Below are 20,198 nucleotides of genomic sequence, written 5' to 3' on the forward strand. Positions count from 1 at the left end.
CGTGAATTTTTTTAGTAAATTAAAACATTTTCTTTTTTACGGACTTGGAAGTGCATCTCAGTCTTTGTCAGGTATTTTAATCCTTCCTATTCTTACTAAGAACTTAAGTATTGAGACCTTTGGTGTGTACTCTATGGTTACTCTATGTGGATCAATGGCGAGTTCTATATTTTATCTAGGGATTACTTCGGCCCTGCCACGTTTTTATTTTGATTCTAATAAAATCGAAGATCAACGTAGAATTCTTTCTAATGCTACATCAGTTATTTTGATTGGGGCTGCTCTCCAGATTATGTTTGGTTATGTTTTTTCTTCAGAAATTTCGCTACGCTTGTTTGCCACATATGACTATGCCTTGGTTTTGAGTCTGACTTTTTTAGGGTATGCACTACTATTTTTGAATCAATACATTTTGGCATATTGGAGATTGTTAAATTTATCTTCAAGAGTTTTTGCCTGGGCGATTATTAACATCTTTATAAATTTCATTGGAATTTATTACGGTATTAATTATGTGGCCCATTCAATATATGTTCCAGTGATTGTTTTTCTAATCGCTCAGGTTGTTCAGCTTTCAATTTCTTTAATTCAGACAAGAGAACTCGTTTCATTGAAGGCTGAAATGGGGCTACTTAAATCATTAACAAAATTTGGATTCGGAGCCGTTATCATTGCGATGGGGACTCTCGCGATTGATTGGTTTGATCGTTTTGTAGTTAATGATCAGCTAACATTGAAGGATGTTGCTGTTTATTCATTCGCTTATAAGGTTGGAACATTGATTAATATCGCATTAATCGTTCCCTTTGTGAGCGTATGGAATCCGATCATGATGGAAAAGAGAAATGATCCTAACGTACATTCAATATTTACGAATGTTACAAATATTTATTTTGTACTAGGTTGCTGCTGTACAATGTTTGCAACTCTTTTCTTTCAGGATGTTGTTTTTCTTTTTATTCCCCAGCGTAGCTATTCTGACATCGTAAACTATTTCCCAATTATCATGTTTGGAACTTTGATTTATGGTCTTTCAAATATTTTTTCTGCTGGATATTTATACGACAAAAAGATCTACGGTTTGACAAAACTCTATATCGCATTTGCACTAATCAACGTAGGGATGACTTTTGTGTTTGTAAAATACTGGAAACTTAATGGGGCAATGTGGAGTAGTTTTTTGACTTACGCTATGATTTCAACGGCCATCTTAATTGGAAGCAGAAGATATTTCTACTTTAGTATCAATGTGAAAAAAATTGCCCTTTATTCTGCAATTGTTTTTTTTACAGTTTTTCTAAGAAACTCTTTTTTTCAGGATTTAAGCTTGATGAACTTCTCGCTTAAAGTAAGTCTTTTTGCTTTATTCTTAGCTGTTGTTTATGGGCTTGAATTTAATTTTAAATTAAACAATATTAAGAAAATTATTGCTTCAAAGTAATCAAAAATGATTTTAAGAAATGAGCAAGGTGAGATACTGAATTACACGCTAAAGCTGCTTTTATCTTCAAGCTTTTAGCAACACGCTTTTGTTCCATATAATAACTGCTCAAGTGCATCAGAATATGGCTTCGTACGAATTCTCTTTTAAATTGTTTGTCCATTAATGGGTAAAGGTCACGGTAGCAAATCTTAGCTTCCTTGAGCCATCCAATACTGCTCTTTCGACTTAATTGTTTTTCATGAACTCGTGATAGAGATGTTACTTTTGAAAGGTAATAAGGCTTGATCTTATGGCTCAATAACACTTTTAAAAAGAAGTTAAAATCACCATAGAGATTAAGTTTTTCATTGAAGATAAAATTTTGAATGATTTCTTTTTTGACGAGTACAGTCTGCAAATTAATATCGTAATTTTTTGCCAGCTGGCTTGTTTGAACAAATTTGCTAGGTCGAAAATACAGATTAATTTTCAACAGGCCGAGATAAGTCTGGGCAATAAATTTCTTCAATGGAGACTTTTGTTCAATGATATTATTGTAATTAGAGTAAATGAAATTAATCTCCGGGTCTTTCATCACTTCTAATTGAGCAGTAAGTTTATCTGAAAGCCAAATATCATCAGAATCCAAAAATGCCAGATAGTCACCAGTCATATACTTTATGCCGACATTTCTGGCAGCATAAAGAGGGATGAGTTGATCTGTTTTTGTGTAGATAAGTCTTGAGTCGTATTCTTTAGCGATAGCAGCAGTACTATCAGTAGAGCAGTTATCAACTAAGATGATCTCAAAGTTTTGAAACGTACCCTGATAAATACTATCAAGCGCTTGCCTTAGATAGGCTTCTGAATTGTAGCAATTTACAAGTATAGAGACCTTTTTCATTAGCGACGAAAAATATAGTTTAAAATGTAGGGATAGTTGGTATCTGTTGGAACGTGCCTCGTGTAAGTAAAACCTAAGCCTTCCAGTGTGTTTACAATGTCATTTTCTGAAGTCTCACGCTCATTTATTTCAATTAAAAGACTTTTGATTCTTTTGTCTGCTAAAGTTTTAAGGGCACCTTTAATGATTAATGGTTCGACACCATCTACGTCAATTTTAATGTGATTTGGAAATTGAATATCTAGTTCAGTAATTGCCTCATCAACTGTGTAACAAATTGCGCCTTGGTTAAATACTACTTTGCGATTGCCAAGACCTGAATAATTAAAAGTTTCTGTAGCACTTCCGATTTGGTTACATGCACCACCTTCTTCAGTGTCACCCATGTTGAAATATGTAGCGATTTTTTGATCAGAGAAAGCAAGGTTGTAAGCAAGTACATTTTTATCAATTTTGTTGGTAAGTAAGTTACGATTTAGCAGTGAATAGTTAGCAAAAGAAGGTTCAAAGGCAATTACATTAATGCCCTTTTTGGCAGCATAAAGAGTATAGATGCCAATATTAGCTCCAATATCCCATAATACTTCATTTTTATTAAAACTGTTAATCCACTCTAAGGTTTCTGGTTCTTTTGATAAAAAAGTATCAGCCCTAAATATGCTATCGACAGATGTCAAATTGAATTCTATAAATTGATCGGGATTGATCTTTACGTGCTGGGTAATTTTGAGTTTGCTCAGTATGTCGATTAGTACGGTCTTTTGATTTTTGATTGGCACTATGTTGGCCAGGATTTTTACCATATTAATGATTAGCTTGAGATAAATTTCATAAAATTTGCGCATATGTTCCTTTTTTTTTAGTAGCTGTTCAAAGCTTCAATTATAGTGTCAATTTCTTTTGGTTCGAGCATTCCATTTAGTGGGATGCTGAGAATTTCGTTATGAATTTTTGTTGTAATTGGCAAATCCAAGTTCTCATATTCACTAAGCGCACTCTGATGATGAGGGGGAATGGGGTAATGTACAAGAGTTTGAATTCCTTTTTCTAGCAAGTAGTTTTGCAAATGAATGCGGTTTGCTGTTCTTACTGGGAAAATATGCCAAACATTTTTATTTCGTTCGTCAATTTTTGGTAAAATAATTTTGTCGTTTTTTATTTTATGTAAATACGTTTCAGCGATATCTTGTCTTTGCGCAGTTTCTTTAACCAGATAACGAAGCTTAACCCTAAGAAATGCAGCTTGAATTTCATCAAGTCTACTGTTAAGTCCACGAACTTCATTTTTATATTTTACTTTTGATCCGTAGTTTCGGAGTGTCATCATCATCTCGGCAAGATTGTCGTCATTAGTAGTAATGGCTCCAGCATCACCAAGTGCCCCTAGATTTTTACCAGGATAAAAACTGAAGGCAGAGGCATTAGATAGGTTCCCAGATCTTCTTCCGTTTAGCTCAGCACCATGAGATTGAGCAGAATCTTCTATAGTTATAAGATTGTGTGCCTTTGCAATTTTGTTAATCGTATCCATTTCAGCAATTCTGCCATAAAGGTGAACTGCTAAAATTGCTTTGGTTTTACTCGTAATGTTTGCACTGATAAGCTTTGGATCGATATTGTAAGTCTCTAGCTCTGGTTCAATTAAAATTGGAATTAAATCATTTTCGAGAATGGCTAAGATGGTAGCGATGTATGTATTGGCCGGAACTATTATTTCATCGCCATCTTTAAATAAGCCTAATTCTTTATATGCCCTTATGATAATTATGAGTGCATCAAGTCCATTTGCTACACCAATGCAATGTTTTGTCCCGCAAAAATTAGCAAACTCTTCTTCAAAAGAGTTTAATTCTTTTCCCATTATGTACCAACCGGAAGCAATCACTCTAAGTGCGGCCTCATTTAGGTCATTAGAATATTTTTCGTTCAATTTTTTTAAGCTTAAGTATTCGATCATGTTTAGACTCTGTTGTTAAAGATTCTTGCTGGATTTCCCAATACCGTTGCGTTGTCTGGAACATCTTTAGTTACGACTGCGCCAGCGCCAACCATTGCATTTTCACCTATAGTTAAACCCGGCAAAATTATAGCGCCAGCACCAATTGATGCTCCTTTTTTTACAACGGTTTTTAAAAAAGCTTCAGGGTATACTTTAGATCTAGGTTTTTTATCGTTGGTAAATGTAACGTTAGGCCCCAGAAAGACGTTATCTTCGATGACAATTCCATCCCATAAATAAACTCCACATTTTACTGTGACGTTGTCTCCAATTAGGACATCATTCTCAATAAGGCAGTGTGCGTTAATGTTGCAATTTTTTCCAATCTTAGATTTTGCTAAAATGACGCAAAATTGCCAAATTTGCGTACCTTCGCCAATGTTTTGCGTCTGAACATCCGACATAGGGTGAATCTTAGGATTATTCAAGTTTTCTTCCTTTAGCTATTTTTAAAAATTCATCATAATTACGAATGTAATCAGATTCATCGTATAATTCATCGGCCAAGATTAGCAAAACGCAATCATCTGAAAAATTATACATCTCACGCCATATAAAAGATTCGATCAAGATACCTTCATTTGGCCTGTTTAAATCTACTTCTTTTGAATTTGTTCCATCATCAAGCTTGACGGTACATGACCCACTGACACAAATCAAAAATTGCTTGAGTTTGTGGTGTGCATGAAAACCGCGACGTTCTTCATTAAGATGGTAAAGATAATAGACCCTTTTAATGTTGAAGGGAATGTTTTTTCCACTTTCCAGTGAAATCAAATTACCGCGATGGTCGCTTATAATGCTTACAATAGTTTTTTCCATGTGAATTTTTATACCATTTTATACTCTAAGAGTCTCTGCTAAGTTTCCGAATTTGACATATTCATACAGTATAGATTTAATATTCGTTATTTAACTGAATTTGGTTCCAGGTCATTTATTAAATGCTTTTTAATTCTGTTGGCTTTTTCTTGTTTTTACCCCTTGTTTTCACTTTGCATTGGGCATTTAAAAAAAAATTAATATTTCAAAATTTGATACTCATGGTGGCAAGCTACTTTTTTTACGCCTGCTGGGATTATCGCTTTCTTTTTCTTTTGGTTTTTTCGACTTTTTTAGATTATTTCACTGGTATAAAAATGTACGAGTCTAAAACCTTAAAAGCGAAACGAGTTTGGTTTTGGATCAGTGTCTGTATTAATTTAGGTGTCTTAATAGTCTTTAAATATTTTAATTTTTTTGTAGATTCCTTTGCAGAATTTTTTTCATTATTCGGCTACAAGGCAAATCCTTGGGTATTGAAAGTTATACTTCCCGTAGGGATTTCATTTTATACATTTCATGGCCTGTCTTACGTAATTGATATTTATAAAGATAGAGTTAAGCCTGAAAAGAATTTTGTTATTTATTCCTTATTTGTAAGTTTTTTCCCTTTGCTTGTTGCCGGTCCCATAGAGCGTGCAACGCACCTACTTCCACAGCTTTCGAGAAAGAGAGAATTTAACTACTCGCTGGCCGTCGAGGGATTAAGGCAGATGCTTTGGGGTTTATTTAAGAAAGTCGTGATCGCTGATAGTTGCGCAAAGTTTGCAGACGTAATTTTCAACAATTCAAGTTCGTATTCAGGTAGTACTCATGTTTTGGGAGCTCTTTTCTTTGCAGTGCAAATTTATTGTGATTTTTCTGGATATTCAGATATTGCACTGGGGGTTGCTAAGCTCTTTGGTATAGATTTACTACGTAATTTTGCTTATCCGTATTTTTCTAGAGATATTGCTGAGTTTTGGAGACGTTGGCATATTTCTCTTTCTTCATGGTTTAAGGATTACCTTTACATACCACTGGGGGGCAGTAGTGGTGGGTCATGGTCAAAAGTAAGAAATACATTTATCATTTTTTTAGTTAGCGGGTTTTGGCATGGAGCTAACTGGACTTTTATTGTGTGGGGATTTTTGAATGCACTATATATTACCCCTTCAATTTTTTTTAGTACGAATCGAAAAAATCTCAATATCGTAGCAGAGGGAAAAATACTTCCTACATCTAAAGAAATGGTGTCTATTTTTATTACTTTTTGCCTTACGGTTTTTGCATGGATTTTCTTTAGGGCCAATAATGTTAAACATGCATTAAGTTTTATTAGAGAAATTTTTTCAAAATCACTTTTTACCAAACCATCCTTTGAGGGGAGTGAGCAGGTTAAATTGATTGCTATTTTAACGATGATTTTATTCGTTACTGAGTGGCTAGGCAGAGAAAAAAAACACCCGCTTCAGGGTATTGAAAATATACTTCCAAAGTTTATTCGATATGGTGTTTATTACGCTTTAATAATTGCAATATGTTTCTTCGCAGGTGAAGAACAACAGTTTATATATTTCCAATTTTAATATGAAACATTTTTTAAAAAAATTGTGTATTTTTCTATTACCTGTTGTGATTTCGGGTTTGATTGTTGAGTATGCAATTAGAAAAATCCCCAACGATTACTCATATAAGAATAGTTATTTAAAAGCACATTCACGCGAAATAGAATCTATTTTTTTAGGAAGTTCTCATAGCTTTTATGGGATTAATCCAGAATATTTCCCAGGGAACTCATTTAATGCAAGTCATGTTTCTCAGTCTTTAGATTATGATTATGCAATTTTAAATATCTATAAAAATAAATGGGATAAGTTAAGATTTATATATATTCCAATTTCTTATTTCACTATGTATACAACACTTAACTCTGGTGCATCAACCTGGAGAACAAAGAGTTATAATATTTATTATGGTCTTTGGAAGACTACGAAGTTTTCTAATTACTTCGAAATTTTTAATCAAAAATTAAAAATCAATGTGACTCGACTGCGTTCTTATTATCGCTTGGGACAGACTGAAATTAGTTGTTCAAAGTTAGGTTGGGGGACTAGTTTTAGCTCTAAAATAAAAAATGATTTACAGGTTTTTGGAGAATATAAAGCGAAAGAACATACGGCAAAAAGTGATGAACTAGTTGAAGAAAATACACAGACGTTAAAAAAGTTAATTGAATTTGCAAAAGATCGAGGTATTTACGTTGTTCTTTTTACACCGCCAGCTTTCCATACTTATTATGAAAATTTAAATGTAAACCAGTTAAATAAAAGTTTGGAAGCAGTTAAGGAAATTACCAAATCTTGCACGAATTGCACATATATTAACTTTCTGAAGGACGATCGTTTTTTCGCTGAAGATTTTTATGATAGTGACCATTTGAATGAAATAGGAGCGAAAAAATTTACGGAGATTTTAGCAGAAGTGCTCAAAATTAAGCGATAGCATTTACATGTGGTTTTTTGCAACTTAGAATCAAATTTTGAGTTTGCTAAATTGAGGAGATTAAATGAACGGGTTTGAAACTAAGATGCAAAACGAACTGGATCTGCGGGATGTTTTAGCAGCTTTAATTAAACAAAAGTGGATTTTAATTGTCTCTATACTTGTTTCACTTGTTTTGGGTATTATCTATTGTTCTTTTGCCAAGAAGATTTATTTAGGGAAAGGATTAGTTGAAGTTGGAGAAATCGTATATAAGCGACCAGAGAGAGATAATGTAGTTATTTCTATTCAGCCAATCGAGCAGGTTGGTGATCTGGCCGAGTATTTATCACATCTAAAAAAGACAAATTTGGTTCAAGTCGAATTGGCGAGAGGAAGTTCTAAATTTATAAGTATCAAGTTTGAGAATGAAGATCCTAAAGTAATTAAAAATGCAATTCAGGACATGATACAAATTGTAATTGAAAGACATAAGGAAATGTTGGATTTTTACAAAGCTTCTGGTGCGGCCGGGAAGCCCACTGTGACCACTGGAGAAATTATTATTGGGACAGATCCATTAAGGCCAAATTTTAGATCGATTGTGACAGGTAGTGCTTTAGCAGGATTTCTATTTGGATTATTTCTAATCTTTATTATTGAATTTGTACCATATTCTAGAAAAAAATAATTATTTTTTATTTTCAATCCTTAGTACATCTTTAAAAATTTCAATAATGGAATTAATTTTTGTATTTTCACTTAATTTTAAATCATTTTGATTTTTGGAAATAATAGATTGAATTTCACTGTTGTCCATTCTCAGAATTTTATAGATGAGATCAACCAAAGACTCTGGAGTTTTTGTATTAAATCTTAAAATATCCTTTCCATAAACGCTGGTGGAGTAAAGTTCATTGGGGGCGATGGCTAAGCAGCCATTTTTAATTGTTTCAACTACGTGCAGCCCAAGTGTTTCTATGATTGATGTTGAAACTAGAATCGTGTTGTTCTTAAAATATGATTTTAACGTATCCTGCGAAGTATAGCCCAGAAATGTAGTTGAATCATTCAGGTTAGCATTCCACAATTTACTATTGTTTAATTGTTCTTTTGACAGAGTGATAACAATCTTAAAATCAATATTATTTTTTTTCAGCAAAATCATTGCATCTGTAAAAACTTCAAAGTTTTTATGGGGCATCTCAAAGTGTGGTCCAATTATGTAAATGAAGGTGGCTGGTGATGTTAAATTGTACTGCTTGGCGGGTGAGAATTCACCAGGAGATACGCTAATGTCGCTTTTGATGTAAAAAAATCTTTTTGCCTCTTTGGCAAACTCTAAAAAATAAGTTTTAACATGAGAAGATTGAATTTCAAAATATTTTTTAGAGCGATAAAGTTGTAAGAAAACAAATCGTTTAATGTAAATTTGCTTTATCCAACTCTTAAGAAAACCATTTTCCCTATAGTGATTATCCAGACTTCTAGAGTAAAACATTAAGTTTTGAAGTTTGATTACTTGTGGTACTGGTAGAAATTGAGCAGAGCCTGAAAGATTGTAAATCAACTGAATATTAAATTTTTTAATTAAATTATTAAATTCAATATGCTCGATCCATAAACGATGTAATAAGCCCTTTCTTTTAATTGAAATAAAAATAAAATTTTTATTTTTATTGAATTGTTCAACTACTTTTTGGGTGAGTGAATTTTCGTTATAACAAATCACGGATTGTATGTTTTCAAGTGAAAGTTCTTCTAGATACTTTATTAGAATGGTAATTCCGCCAGAGTCGGATATCCCTAAGGCATTAGTTAGAATTATCATTTCACTAAGGCCTTTTTTGTTTTCAAAATAAGATAAAAAAGAACTGTGGGGATCAAGATCGCATTCCAAACCAGAAGTTTAAAAAATGAATAAAGAAATTGATTGTAGAATTGAAAAATTATAAGAGGGATCGCCGAGAAGTAAATTGTTCTGTAAAAAACAGAAGAATTTGCTTTTCGGTATAAGTATCCAAATAATGCTCCAAGGGACATTATGTATGCAAAGTAAAATGATCCGAAATTAGAATAAAGGGCCACAAGAATGGAGGAAGCTCCAAATGGAGAAAATCGTTGGATGTTGCCCATAAATTGATTCAGTAAAGAGACTTTGCCTGGAAAAACGAATGTGGGAACAAAGTTAATTACTGATAGGAAAATTTCTTTAGGGAAGTGAAAAAATGGCCTAAAAATAATATTTTCTAAGTATAGTGAGGCGCTAGATAAAACAAAGATTGGCTCTGCGAATAATATTCCGAAAATGGTCGTGATTTTTAATTCAAAACCTGTGCGCCAGACACCAATAAAAAGTATCAATACTGCAAATGAAAACAAGAAAGCATAAAATTTAAAAGAAAATATTAGTTTTTTATTGAAGTAAATTAGACCGAGTAGTGCAGTAATGGTCCCATTCATTACAATATTTCGAGTTCCCAGTCCAAGAAGGACGGAAGATTCAAAAAGTATTAAAGCAAAAAATAAGATTTTAATTTTTGTTTTTTTAAAAAAATTTAAAAAGAAAAATGAAAGAAAGGTTATTGTAGAAAGTTGTCCCAGAAATGAGATATCAAATTGTTGGTAACCACTAAATAATATCCCTCCTTTTCTTCTGAAATTAAAGATTAAAATAGCATTTATAATAACCAGCAATCCTAAAAGAGATAAGGCTATAAAATTTGACTCACTCAATTTATCAAACTGACAATCTTGTTTCTTTATAGCAAAGCAAAGCGAGAGTTTGTATCCAGCGAAAAAGGCCAACAGAATAGATGCAATATCTACAAAATAATAAGCATTAAAAAAAGACGTATTTAAGTATGGGAGGACGTCTGACACCGGAGCTAATTCATATACGTCGAGATAATTTAAAACAATAAAGGGAACAATTAGGTAGTATATAAATCCCAAAGAAAAAAAAGTAACAGGCGAAAGTAAAAAATATTCTTTAGTTTTCATCATTTAGGCATGTATAGAAGATTGCAATTCTGTGATTAGGCGCACTGTTAATAAGGAATTATGATACTTAATTCAAAGTTACATGCCAAGATGTTAGTGTGTTGCGCTGCGCCCATGTCGTCTTTGCTCACATACCATTAAAGCTTTTTTCTATTAACTGTTTTGCTCTTCTAGGAATGAAACTGTAGAATTCTCGAATGAAAATTTTAGTATTTGGGGCCAGCGGGATGCTAGGTCATGTTCTTTATACAGAACTAAAAAAAAATCACGAAGTCTATGGAACTGTACGCTCAAAGAAGTGGAGTCCTGAGTTGTATGAGGGTTATGATACAAGTAATCTTCAAAAAATTGATCAATTAATTAGTTTGATTAAACCTGACTATGTAATTAACTGCATTGGTATCATAAAACAGCTCAAAGAAAGCAAGAATAAGATTGCTTCAATTGAGATAAATTCTTTATGGCCTCATAGGCTAGCGGAGTTGTGTGAAAAACATAATTCGAAGATGATTCACTTTAGTACAGATTGTGTTTTTTCAGGGAGTAAGGGGAACTATAAAGAAAGCGATTTGGCAGATGCCCGTGATACATATGGTCTAACAAAGTATTTAGGTGAATCTGACGCTAATAATGTTTTAACTCTTAGGACTTCGATTATTGGACATGAGCTTGATTCTAATGTCAGTTTAGTTGATTGGTTTTTAAGTCAAAAAAATGAATGTAAAGGATATACTCACGCGATCTATACTGGATTTCCGACGGTGGTTGTCGCAAAGTTTTTAAATGATTATGTTTTTCATAATTTCAAACACGGAGTTTATCAATTCTCATCAGAGCCAATTAATAAGTTTGAACTTATTAAGTTGATAGCTAAAGTATATGATAAAAAAATAACGATTCACCCAAGCGAAGAAGTTGTTATAGATAGAAGTTTAAACTCTGCTCGCTTAAGAGAGAGTTTTAATTTTAAGCCTCAATCTTGGGAAGAAATGATCATTCAAATGCATAATCACTACATAGAATCAGGATTATATAAAAATAAGGGAATAAATTAATGAAATTATTTGAAGGTAAAACAATAGTAATTACAGGTGGAACAGGATCTCTAGGAAAGGTTCTAACTAGAAGAATTCTAGAAGGAAAAAATGGAACACCTAAAAAAGTAATTATTTTTTCTCGCGATGAAGCTAAACAGCACTATATGCGCCTAGAGTTTTTGCAAAAAAAGGCTGCCACTGATGAAGTCATTTTCAAAAATTTCCAGTCACTTTTAGAGTTTAGAATTGGAGACGTGAGAGATTACTCTTCAGTTGTTTCTGTTCTAAAAAATGCTGATATTTGCATTAATGCTGCAGCTTTGAAACAAGTTCCTTCATGCGAATATTTCCCATATGAAGCAGTTAGAACAAATATCGAAGGTGCAGAAAATATCGTTCGCGCTATTCGTGAGCACGATATGAAGATTGAAACAGTTGTAGGTGTTTCAACAGATAAAGCTTGTAAGCCAGTAAACGTAATGGGGATGACGAAATCTATTCAAGAAAAAGTTTTCATTGCTGCTAACGTTACTTGCCCAAAAACAAGATTCATCTGCGTTCGTTACGGAAACGTACTAGCAAGCCGTGGATCAGTTATTCCATTATTCCACGATCAAATTAAGAGCGGTGGACCACTTACGATCACAACAAAAGATATGACTCGCTTTCTTCTACCACTTAACCGTGCAGTAGATACGATCTTCAATGCGCTTGAAAGAGCTCTTCCTGGTGAAACTTTTGTTCCAAGAGTTCCTGCTTGTAATATGGTAACTCTTGCTCAGGCGCTAATCGGTGATCGCAAAATTGAAATTAAATACACTGGAATTCGCCCGGGTGAAAAAATTGATGAGATCATGCTTTCAGATGAAGAAGCTCCCAGAGCTTATGAGTCTGGAGAATACTACTCAGTTCAACCAATGCTTCCAGAGCTAATAAAAGAATTTAAACAAGGACCTTTAACTAAAGAATACTCATCAGGAGATGAGTTAATGAATTTAGCAGAGACAACAGCATATCTTAAAGAGCACAATCTGCTTATTGATCAAAACTTTGTAGAAGATGGGGAGTTCTTAAGATAATGACGACTAAGAAGCTAAAAGTTTTAACAATCGTAGGAACGCGACCGGAGATTATTAAATTAAGTCTTATTATGGCCGAACTCGAAAAACATGTTGATCATGTCCTTGTTCATACAGGTCAGAATTTTGATTATGAACTTAATGAAATCTTTTTTAACGATTTAAAAATTAAAAAACCAAATCATTTTTTAAATGCAGTTGGTAGTACTGCCGCTGAAACAATTGGAAATGTCATTTCTAAGATTGACCCGATTCTAGATTCTGAAAAACCAGATGCAGTATTGTTATACGGTGATACGAATTCGTGTTTATCTGTAATAGCAGCAAAAAGAAAAAAGATTCCAGTATTTCACATGGAAGCAGGAAATCGCTGTTTTGATCAGAGGGTACCAGAAGAAATTAACCGTAAAATCGTTGATCACTTAAGTGATATTAACATGGTTCACTCTGAACATGCTCGCAGGTACTTAATTGCTGAAGGCCTAAGACCTGAGACAATTATAAAGTCGGGAAGTCCGATGAGGGAAGTGCTGGAGCACTATAAAGGTGATATCGAGCGTTCTGATGTATTAAAGCGCCTAGGGCTTTCAGCAAAGAATTTCTTTGTGGTTAGTACACACCGTGAAGAAAATGTAGACTCAGAAGAAAACTTCAAAAATTTATTAGAAACTCTTGAAGAGTTAACTAAGGTTTATAATAAGAAAATCATCGTTTCAACTCATCCTCGCACTAAGAAAAAACTTGAGGCGATGAACTATGAAACAAAAAATCCTTTAATTGAATTCATGAAGCCATTAGGCTTCTTTGATTATATTAAACTTCAGCAATCGGCTTTTTGTACTCTGTCAGATAGTGGAACAATTACAGAAGAGTCTTCAATATTAAACTTCCCAGCATTAATGATTAGACAAGCTCACGAAAGACCAGAGGGGATGGATCGTGCAAGCGTAGTTATGACTGATTTATATGCTGATAGCGTCTTAAGATCGGTCGAACTAGTGACTTCTCAAACAGGGCACATGCAACCAATTTCTGATTATGATGCTGACGATGTGTCAAAGAAAGTTATCAGAATCATTTATAGTTATACAGATTTCGTTAATCGCACAGTCTGGAAAAAATAATTAGATGAAAATTCTTGTTGTAACTCAGTATTTCTGGCCCGAGAATTTTCGAATTAATGACTTGTGCGATGGTTTGGTTGAACGTGGTCATGAAGTCACAGTCTATACTGGTTTACCTAATTACCCAGATGGTGAGTTTTTTAAAGGATATTCTATCTTTGGTCCATACAAGGAAACAAAAGGAAATATCACCGTTATTCGCTCTCCACTAGTGGCCAGAGGAAAAAACAAAAGTTTAAGACTTGCTCTTAATTATTTTTCTTTTTTCTTTTTCGCTTCAATCCTTGCACCTTTTTTAGTACGTGGAAAATTTGATAAAATATTTGTCTACGAACCTTCGCCTATAACTGTGGCCATTCCCGGGATTGTTTTAAAATATTTAAAAAGAGCACCGATGTTTTTTTGGGTCACTGATTTGTGGCCGGAGAGCTTAGAGGCAACTGGCGTAGTTAAAAACAAAAAAATATTAAATGCTGTAGCTGCCATGATTAGAGTTTTGTATAAGCATTCAGATAAAATCCTAGTAACATCGAAAGGATTTATTCCCAGAGTTAAAAACTTAGGAGGGAAAGACTCTCAGATTATTTATTTTCCTCAGTGGGCCGAAGCTTTATTTAAAAGAGATCCTGTTGCAGGTTTTGCTGATCCATTAATTCCTAAAGATGGTTTTAAAATCATGTTTGCCGGTAATATTGGCTCATCTCAAGATTTTGAGACAATTGTGAAGGCAGGGAATATTTTAAAAGAAAATAAAAACATTTATTTTCTCATCTTGGGCGACGGCCTAATGAGAAAGTCAGCGGAAGAAGAAACTAAACGTTTAGGAATTGAGAAAAATTTCATTTTTCTTGGTAGAAAGCCTGTTGATCTAATGCCCGAATATTACTCTCAAGCAGATGTTATGCTAATGAGTCTTACCAACACAGATTTATTCTCTATTACTGTTCCTTCTAAGCTTCAATCATATTTAGCAAGTAGAAAACCAATTTTAGCTTCGATGAACGGAGAAGGAGCTGAGATTGTTAGTGAGGCAAAGGCTGGTCTTACATGCTCTGCTGGTAATCCTATAGCTCTTGCAGAAACTATTTTAAAGATGTCACAATTGGAAAAATCTGAGCTTGAAAAAATGGCAATTAATTCAGCAAAATGTTACGCAGATCAGTTTGAGCGTGAAAAATTAATCTCTTTTCTATTAGAAGAATTTAATAAAGTTTAATAGGCATACCCATGAAAGTATTTGTTACCGGAGCTAATGGTTTTGTTGGGAAAGCGTTAGTCCAAATGCTAGAGAATAAAAATATTTCTTTTACAAAGGGCGAACGATCTTTGTATGGAGATTTTTATGACCAAAAAAAATGGAAGGAGTTTTTAATTGGGCACGATACAATAGTACACCTCGCAGCACGTGTTCATGTGATGAATGAAACTGAAATGGATCCTCTAAATGCTTTTAGGAAGATGAATGTTGAAGCAACGATTAAGCTTGCAAAAGCGGCAAAAGAAATTGGCTTAAGAAGATTTATTTTTGTAAGTTCCGTAAAAGTAAACGGGGAAGAAACAAATGAGAATCCCTTTAAAGAATCTGATTTACCAGCCCCTCTTGACCCTTACGGGATTTCCAAAATGGAAGCTGAGATTGAACTTATGAAGCTCCACGAAACTGGAATTTTTGAAGTTGTGATTATTAGACCCCCACTTATTTATGGGCCAGGAGTAAAAGCAAATTTTGAAAAATTATTTTGGTTGGTAAATAAAGACCTACCATTACCATTTGGTGCAGTTAAAAATAAAAGAAGTATGGTTTCTGTTTTTAACCTCTGTGATTTAATTGTAACATGCTTAAAACATCCTAAGGCTTCAGGAGAAGTTTTTCTTGTTTCAGACGCAGTCGATTACAGCTTAAAAGATCTTATTGTTAATATGGGAAAAGCTTTAGGGAAACACCCACACTTGCTTTATGTTCCAGTGAAGTTAATGACCTTTGGTGCAACCATATTAGGAAAGAGAGCTTACGTTCAAAGATTGTTTGGGAATTTACATGTTGAAATAACGAAGGCCCAAAAAATCCTCGGATGGAATCCGCCTTTTACTTTCGAGCAGACTTTTAAAAAATAATTTAATGTTGAATGTCTGCCCGAGCAATAACCTTGTAAACTGTAAGAGCAATGATTTTAATATCAAAGATTAATGACCTGTGATCCAAATAATATTTATCAAATTTAACTTTTTCTGGAATTGAAAGTTCATCACGACCGTTAACCTGTGCCCAGCCAGTGACTCCAGGTGGAATAGAATGAACATTAAAACTTGTTCTTAATTCTTTTAAATCATCTTGATTAAACAGAGCAGGCCTTGGCCCAACCAAGCTCATGTCCCCGTTAAAGACTGACCAGAGCTGTGGAAGCTCATCCAGGCTACTTTTTCTCAGAAATGAACCAATAGGAGTTAGGTAATTTTTCCCGTCTCCTAGTAAGTGAGTCGCGAGTTGCGGCGTGTCTATCCTCATTGTTCTAAATTTCGGCATTAGGAAAATTTGATTTTCTCTGCCAATTCTCTTGGACCAATGAATTGCAGGTCCTGGACTAGTTAATCTAACTAGTAACCAAACAATGCAGAATGGGATGCTAAAAATTAGCATTAAAACGAAACTCACCAATAAATTGAAAACGCGTATAGTCATCAAATCTCACATGACATCAATAAAATGGAATTATAAGATAAATTCTCAAAATTTACGAAGGGAAAGTGCTTAGATAATGCACAAATAACCTAAGGATGAATAATGTCTAATTTGTTCTCAAATTTTAGAAATCCTCGAGTCATGATGGCATTTTTTTTTGATTTGCTAATTGCTGTATTATCTTTTTGGTGCGCGCTTTATCTTCGATTTGATACTTTAGATATTTCATTAGTTCAGGACTTAGCATTTAATCGCTTTTTCTTCATCGCCATGTTTATTCAAGCGGGAAGCTTTATATTAAACGGTCTCTATAAAGGTGTATGGCGATTTAGTAGTATGCACGATTTAGTTAGAGTCGTTAAAGCTTCTGCTATTGGGATAATGGCTTCTCTTGTTGTTTGCTTTTTCATGACAAGATTAAATGGTGTTCCTCGCTCAATGTTCTTGATCGAATTCCTTCTCCTTGTCACTGGTCTTGGCGGAGGCCGCTTCGTTTACCGCTTTCTTAAAGACCAAACATCACTAAGCTCAGTGATCGGCGGAGCAGACGCCGAAGTTAAAAACGTCATCATTGTAGGAGCCGGTCGCGCCGGTGAAAAACTCCTTCGCGATATCAACGCGACACCAGCTCTAAAACTAAAAGTCGTAGGTTTCCTCGACGACGACAAATTCAAACGAAACGCTCTAATTCATAACGTAAAAGTTTTCGGCGACATCACTCTAATTCCAAAAATGGTAAAAGACTTCGCAGTTGATAAAATCTTCATCGCAATCCCATCAGCAAATGGTGACGACGTTAAAAGAATCGTAGGCTATTGCAACGAAACTAAAGCAGAAATTAAAATTTTACCAAAGATGGACCAACTTCTCTCAACTCAAGTTGGAATATCATTACTCAGAAATCTAAACATCGAAGACCTCTTAGGCCGCGACGAAGTAAAGCTCGACACCTGCCACTTAAGCAGTATGATCTCAAATAAAATAGTAATGGTCACCGGTGCCGGCGGATCAATTGGAAGTGAACTATGTATGCAAATTGCAAAGTTCAATCCCGCAATGATCGTCATGGCCGATTACTGTGAACTTTTCATGTACGAACTAGAAATGAGATTTAAGGATGAGTATCCAAATATTTCATTTTTTCCAAAAATTTTAGATGTGAGAAATGCAGAGAAAGTTGAAGCTGTATTCGCTGAATATCATCCTCATCTCGTTTTCCACGCCGCCGCTTACAAACACGTCCCAATGATGGAGCACAATCCGATGGAGGCCATCGAGACAAACATCAAAGGAACAAAAATTGTTGGTGAAGCAGCTTTAAAATATGGCGCTGAAAAATTTGTTATGATTTCAACTGATAAAGCGGTTAACCCAACAAACGTCATGGGTGCAAGTAAGCGCATCGCTGAGATGGTCATCACTGATCTATCGAAAAAAAGCACAACCACAAAATTTATCTCAGTTCGTTTTGGAAACGTTCTTGGAAGTAACGGATCAGTAATCCCACTCTTTAGAAAACAAATCGAAGATAGAAAAGACATCACCGTTACCCATCCAGATATCATTCGTTACTTCATGTCTATCCCGGAAGCTTGTCAGCTTGTCCTACAAGCGGGATCAATGGGAGAAGGTGGAGAGATTTTCGTTCTGGATATGGGAGCTCCTGTGAAGATCGTCGATCTTGCTCGCGAGATGATTCGTCTGGCAGGTATGGTTGAAGGTCGTGACATCAAGATCATCTATTCAGGCTTAAGACCTGGAGAGAAGTTATATGAAGAGCTTTTCAGTGATAAAGAAGCTTACGAGCTTACTCACCACGGGAAAATCAGAAAGGCCCTATTTAGATCGCTGGAAAATAGCTTCCATTCAAAACTGCAGCACCTGCTTGAGCTTCAAAGTCCAGAGCCAGATACTGTCGTCTATATGATCAAAGATCTAGTTCCTGAGTTCACTCACTTCCGTCTAAAAAAGGAAGTAGCTCAAGATCAAGACACTACTCACCAGTAAGAGAAAATTCCAAAAGGCGCTTAATCGTCGGATAGGCACCTCCAGATGCCATCTCATAAAGCACAACCATATTCGCATTTAAAACAGGAAATTTAGTCGATTTATAAGGCGAGAGAGCATCGGCCACATTGTGATGATTCCTCATTCTCACCAGTGGGAGAGTTGGTTTATATTCTTGCTCACTCTCTGGATAAAAGAGCGCTTCCAGTCTGCTTTGAAGCTCTCTTAATTCCTTTGTATTTTGCACTCCGATCCATATCATTCGCCCTTGAATTAAATCAGGATAGGCTGAAAGCCCTGAGAGTTTGAGATCAAAAGGGGGAGTGCCTTGAGCGATGGAATGTATTTTATCTTTGAAAGGGTCAATATGCAGAGCTTATCCATGTCGACAAACTTAAACTCATCTGTTTTCTTTTTCAGGCTGACCCTAAGTTTAGCAAAAGTGCTTTTATCAAAGTTCAACGACTGAGCATCAAGGGCCAGAAATAGTTTCATTTCAATACTACTTTAAAGGTTGTTCTTTCTCAGGAAAAAGATTTCTCTTCTTCGGTTTCTGATTATCATACTTGTTCTTTTCTGTAGGGTGAAAAAGTTTTTTGATGTAGTTCCAGATTTTCATGGGTCCTCCTGGTCATCAAAAAATAGTGCATAAGAGGTGCCACTATGAACAAATATCACCAATCGTTTTTCTATGTTGCTCTAAAATGCTCTTGTGCTTAAGAAAATCATTCTTGTGAGTCTCTTTAAACTCCATTGGTTCAATCGAATAAAAGTACTCAAGCACCTCAATCGCAAGATTCATTTTATCCTTCGCACTCGTACAATTCTTCCCAATATACCAAAAACTCCTCTTGTACGTATGTGAATCAAGCCTCAACCCAGGTTCATTCTCATAAAGACCAATAAGATATTTCTCAATGCGAACCTCTTCCAGCTCATAGGTGTAAAGCATATCAAGCATCAAACTCGTCCAAACTTGAATCGACTGAAGGGCCCTTTGCATATAAGACTGACCAGGAAAAAAACCAAGATTGCGATAAAGGTTCATAATTTCTTCGTAATCTTCTTTGGCGTTTCGAAGGCGCTCAATGTCTGCCCCTTCATCTTTTTTCATTTGCAACGGTCTATTTTTATCTATGAGCGCATGCCCCATTTCATGAGCAATCGTCCAGCGGTCAGCTTCACTTGAAAAGAGAATCGTGTCACTTTCAAGATCAATGCTTGAGTTGTGTTTAGAAAAATACACTCCCAATGTTGAACCCGTGAAAATTTCCTTATACGGCCCAAAAAGCTCCTGATCGACTTCTGGCAAACTTGCTAGAAAGGCATGGGCAATATCTTTTGATTGAGAGGGGATAGGGTCACTAAATTTAAAGAGTTCAATTTCTTTTTTATGAGCAAATTGCTTAATCTGACCGGGTGTCATGAGGAGAATGCTTCTGACTTCAGCTTCAGGGAAAGCAATAAATTGCGCCGACACAGGAAGGCTAATCTGAAGAGAGAGGGCAATCGCGATATATGTTTTCATCTATGTATAGTACTGCGGAATAGGCCAGCTATGTCCTTAGGTTATAAGATTTATGGGGGTGTCTAAAATATGGTCAAATCGACGGTTTTCTATTGGTAATAACTGTTATTTATGAGAGATAAAAGGCTT

General features: G+C 34.9%; 21 protein-coding genes. 10 read left to right on the plus strand and 11 right to left on the minus strand.

Annotated elements, in window-relative coordinates; all coding sequences use genetic code 11:
• Position 1: 1 nt before the first annotated feature.
• Entirely contained in the window at positions 2 to 1,441 is a 1,440-nt protein-coding gene (locus ACN20O_RS09750) for a lipopolysaccharide biosynthesis protein (RefSeq protein WP_491633768.1), read from the plus strand.
• On the opposite strand, the gene ACN20O_RS09755 is transcribed toward ACN20O_RS09750, so the two are convergent.
• The 5 genes from ACN20O_RS09755 to ACN20O_RS09775 are packed head-to-tail and all read right to left on the minus strand — an operon-like array spanning position 1,425 to position 5,148.
• On the minus strand, positions 1,425 to 2,327 hold the full coding sequence (locus ACN20O_RS09755) for a glycosyltransferase family 2 protein (protein WP_491633769.1): 903 nt from the start codon (positions 2,325 to 2,327) through the stop codon (positions 1,425 to 1,427). The two genes, ACN20O_RS09750 and ACN20O_RS09755, sit on opposite strands and share 17 nt — an antisense overlap.
• Positions 2,327 to 3,172 carry an FkbM family methyltransferase gene (locus ACN20O_RS09760; RefSeq protein ID WP_491633770.1) on the minus strand — a complete coding sequence of 282 codons (846 nt, stop codon included), beginning with the start codon at positions 3,170 to 3,172 and terminating at the stop codon, positions 2,327 to 2,329. The genes ACN20O_RS09755 and ACN20O_RS09760 overlap by 1 nt, the downstream gene beginning before the upstream one ends.
• Before the next feature lie 14 nt (positions 3,173 to 3,186).
• Positions 3,187 to 4,284, minus strand: a complete 1,098-nt coding sequence (locus tag ACN20O_RS09765; protein WP_491633771.1) for a DegT/DnrJ/EryC1/StrS family aminotransferase — start codon at positions 4,282 to 4,284, stop codon at positions 3,187 to 3,189.
• Positions 4,285 to 4,286: 2 nt separating this feature from the next.
• Positions 4,287 to 4,754 (minus strand): acyltransferase, encoded by a 468-nt coding sequence (locus ACN20O_RS09770; RefSeq protein WP_491633772.1) that lies wholly within the window; start codon positions 4,752 to 4,754, stop codon positions 4,287 to 4,289.
• The gene (locus ACN20O_RS09775) at positions 4,747 to 5,148 is read right to left on the minus strand and encodes a sugar 3,4-ketoisomerase (protein WP_491633773.1); all 402 of its coding nucleotides are present in this window, start codon (positions 5,146 to 5,148) and stop codon (positions 4,747 to 4,749) included. Before ACN20O_RS09775 ends, ACN20O_RS09770 begins: the two co-directional genes overlap by 8 nt.
• A gap of 122 nt (positions 5,149 to 5,270) precedes the next feature.
• On the opposite strand from ACN20O_RS09775, the gene ACN20O_RS09780 reads away from it, so the two are divergent.
• The 3 genes from ACN20O_RS09780 (at position 5,271) to ACN20O_RS09790 (ending at position 8,302) form a co-directional block, all read left to right on the plus strand.
• Entirely contained in the window at positions 5,271 to 6,716 is a 1,446-nt protein-coding gene (locus tag ACN20O_RS09780) for an MBOAT family O-acyltransferase (RefSeq protein ID WP_491633774.1), read from the plus strand.
• 1 nt (position 6,717) lies between these two features.
• Positions 6,718 to 7,632, plus strand: coding sequence for an SGNH/GDSL hydrolase family protein (locus ACN20O_RS09785; RefSeq protein WP_491633775.1), 915 nt, complete (start codon positions 6,718 to 6,720; stop codon positions 7,630 to 7,632).
• Positions 7,633 to 7,696: 64 nt separating this feature from the next.
• Entirely contained in the window at positions 7,697 to 8,302 is a 606-nt protein-coding gene (locus tag ACN20O_RS09790) for a Wzz/FepE/Etk N-terminal domain-containing protein (RefSeq protein WP_491633776.1), read from the plus strand.
• Here ACN20O_RS09790 and ACN20O_RS09795 read toward each other — a convergent pair whose 3' ends face one another.
• Both ACN20O_RS09795 and ACN20O_RS09800 read right to left on the minus strand, forming a co-directional pair.
• Positions 8,303 to 9,511 (minus strand): glycosyltransferase, encoded by a 1,209-nt coding sequence (locus ACN20O_RS09795; protein WP_491633777.1) that lies wholly within the window; start codon positions 9,509 to 9,511, stop codon positions 8,303 to 8,305. It lies immediately after the preceding gene.
• Positions 9,439 to 10,617 (minus strand): O-antigen polymerase, encoded by a 1,179-nt coding sequence (locus ACN20O_RS09800; RefSeq protein ID WP_491633778.1) that lies wholly within the window; start codon positions 10,615 to 10,617, stop codon positions 9,439 to 9,441. Before ACN20O_RS09800 ends, ACN20O_RS09795 begins: the two co-directional genes overlap by 73 nt.
• Positions 10,618 to 10,811: 194 nt before the next feature.
• Here ACN20O_RS09800 and ACN20O_RS09805 point away from each other — a divergent pair, with 194 nt between their 5' ends.
• The 5 genes from ACN20O_RS09805 to ACN20O_RS09825 are packed head-to-tail and all read left to right on the plus strand — an operon-like array spanning position 10,812 to position 15,969.
• A complete protein-coding gene (locus ACN20O_RS09805) occupies positions 10,812 to 11,669 on the plus strand; it encodes a dTDP-4-dehydrorhamnose reductase family protein (protein ID WP_491633779.1) in 858 nt (285 codons plus the stop codon).
• On the plus strand, positions 11,669 to 12,730 hold the full coding sequence (locus ACN20O_RS09810; protein WP_491633780.1) for a polysaccharide biosynthesis protein: 1,062 nt from the start codon (positions 11,669 to 11,671) through the stop codon (positions 12,728 to 12,730). Before ACN20O_RS09805 ends, ACN20O_RS09810 begins: the two co-directional genes overlap by 1 nt.
• Positions 12,730 to 13,854 (plus strand): non-hydrolyzing UDP-N-acetylglucosamine 2-epimerase, encoded by a 1,125-nt coding sequence (gene wecB / locus ACN20O_RS09815; protein WP_491633781.1) that lies wholly within the window; start codon positions 12,730 to 12,732, stop codon positions 13,852 to 13,854. Before ACN20O_RS09810 ends, wecB begins: the two co-directional genes overlap by 1 nt.
• A gap of 4 nt (positions 13,855 to 13,858) precedes the next feature.
• Positions 13,859 to 15,070, plus strand: a complete 1,212-nt coding sequence (locus tag ACN20O_RS09820; protein ID WP_491633782.1) for a glycosyltransferase family 4 protein — start codon at positions 13,859 to 13,861, stop codon at positions 15,068 to 15,070.
• Positions 15,071 to 15,081: 11 nt separating this feature from the next.
• Positions 15,082 to 15,969 (plus strand): UDP-glucose 4-epimerase family protein, encoded by an 888-nt coding sequence (locus ACN20O_RS09825; protein ID WP_491633783.1) that lies wholly within the window; start codon positions 15,082 to 15,084, stop codon positions 15,967 to 15,969.
• A gap of 1 nt (position 15,970) precedes the next feature.
• Here the strand turns inward: ACN20O_RS09825 and ACN20O_RS09830 are convergent, their stop codons facing one another.
• The gene (locus tag ACN20O_RS09830) at positions 15,971 to 16,534 is read right to left on the minus strand and encodes a sugar transferase (RefSeq protein WP_491633784.1); all 564 of its coding nucleotides are present in this window, start codon (positions 16,532 to 16,534) and stop codon (positions 15,971 to 15,973) included.
• A gap of 141 nt (positions 16,535 to 16,675) precedes the next feature.
• Between ACN20O_RS09830 and ACN20O_RS09835 the strand changes: the two genes are divergently transcribed.
• Positions 16,676 to 18,541 carry a polysaccharide biosynthesis protein gene (locus ACN20O_RS09835; protein WP_491633785.1) on the plus strand — a complete coding sequence of 622 codons (1,866 nt, stop codon included), beginning with the start codon at positions 16,676 to 16,678 and terminating at the stop codon, positions 18,539 to 18,541.
• On the opposite strand, the gene ACN20O_RS09840 is transcribed toward ACN20O_RS09835, so the two are convergent.
• From ACN20O_RS09840 to ACN20O_RS09850, 3 genes are all read right to left on the minus strand, one after another.
• Positions 18,528 to 18,914, minus strand: coding sequence for a 2'-5' RNA ligase family protein (locus ACN20O_RS09840; protein WP_491639278.1), 387 nt, complete (start codon positions 18,912 to 18,914; stop codon positions 18,528 to 18,530). The genes ACN20O_RS09835 and ACN20O_RS09840 overlap by 14 nt on opposite strands.
• Complete coding sequence (locus ACN20O_RS09845; protein ID WP_491633786.1) at positions 18,815 to 19,036, minus strand: hypothetical protein; 222 nt, start codon at positions 19,034 to 19,036, stop codon at positions 18,815 to 18,817. Before ACN20O_RS09845 ends, ACN20O_RS09840 begins: the two co-directional genes overlap by 100 nt.
• 166 nt (positions 19,037 to 19,202) lie before the next feature.
• Entirely contained in the window at positions 19,203 to 20,069 is an 867-nt protein-coding gene (locus ACN20O_RS09850) for an ImmA/IrrE family metallo-endopeptidase (protein ID WP_491633787.1), read from the minus strand.
• Between the last annotated feature and the right edge of the window lie 129 nt (positions 20,070 to 20,198).

It is taken from the genome of Bacteriovorax sp. As-1, assembly GCF_058446905.1.

What these genes read in the sequence shown, in the direction of transcription:
- ACN20O_RS09810 (WP_491633780.1), top strand. Translation starts at nt 11,669, where the DNA reads ATGAAATTATTTGAAGGTAAAACAATAGTAATTACAGGTGGAACAGGA.
- ACN20O_RS09805 (WP_491633779.1), top strand. Translation starts at nt 10,812, where the DNA reads ATGAAAATTTTAGTATTTGGGGCCAGCGGGATGCTAGGTCATGTTCTT.
- ACN20O_RS09835 (WP_491633785.1), top strand. Translation starts at nt 16,676, where the DNA reads ATGATGGCATTTTTTTTTGATTTGCTAATTGCTGTATTATCTTTTTGG.
- ACN20O_RS09845 (WP_491633786.1), bottom strand. Translation starts at nt 19,036, where the DNA reads ATGAAACTATTTCTGGCCCTTGATGCTCAGTCGTTGAACTTTGATAAA.
- ACN20O_RS09775 (WP_491633773.1), bottom strand. Translation starts at nt 5,148, where the DNA reads ATGGAAAAAACTATTGTAAGCATTATAAGCGACCATCGCGGTAATTTG.
- ACN20O_RS09785 (WP_491633775.1), top strand. Translation starts at nt 6,718, where the DNA reads ATGAAACATTTTTTAAAAAAATTGTGTATTTTTCTATTACCTGTTGTG.
- ACN20O_RS09850 (WP_491633787.1), bottom strand. Translation starts at nt 20,069, where the DNA reads ATGAAAACATATATCGCGATTGCCCTCTCTCTTCAGATTAGCCTTCCT.
- ACN20O_RS09760 (WP_491633770.1), bottom strand. Translation starts at nt 3,172, where the DNA reads ATGCGCAAATTTTATGAAATTTATCTCAAGCTAATCATTAATATGGTA.
- ACN20O_RS09825 (WP_491633783.1), top strand. Translation starts at nt 15,082, where the DNA reads ATGAAAGTATTTGTTACCGGAGCTAATGGTTTTGTTGGGAAAGCGTTA.
- ACN20O_RS09780 (WP_491633774.1), top strand. Translation starts at nt 5,271, where the DNA reads ATGCTTTTTAATTCTGTTGGCTTTTTCTTGTTTTTACCCCTTGTTTTC.
- ACN20O_RS09765 (WP_491633771.1), bottom strand. Translation starts at nt 4,284, where the DNA reads ATGATCGAATACTTAAGCTTAAAAAAATTGAACGAAAAATATTCTAAT.
- ACN20O_RS09800 (WP_491633778.1), bottom strand. Translation starts at nt 10,617, where the DNA reads ATGATGAAAACTAAAGAATATTTTTTACTTTCGCCTGTTACTTTTTTT.
- ACN20O_RS09830 (WP_491633784.1), bottom strand. Translation starts at nt 16,534, where the DNA reads ATGACTATACGCGTTTTCAATTTATTGGTGAGTTTCGTTTTAATGCTA.
- ACN20O_RS09790 (WP_491633776.1), top strand. Translation starts at nt 7,697, where the DNA reads ATGAACGGGTTTGAAACTAAGATGCAAAACGAACTGGATCTGCGGGAT.
- ACN20O_RS09755 (WP_491633769.1), bottom strand. Translation starts at nt 2,327, where the DNA reads ATGAAAAAGGTCTCTATACTTGTAAATTGCTACAATTCAGAAGCCTAT.
- wecB (WP_491633781.1), top strand. Translation starts at nt 12,730, where the DNA reads ATGACGACTAAGAAGCTAAAAGTTTTAACAATCGTAGGAACGCGACCG.
- ACN20O_RS09820 (WP_491633782.1), top strand. Translation starts at nt 13,859, where the DNA reads ATGAAAATTCTTGTTGTAACTCAGTATTTCTGGCCCGAGAATTTTCGA.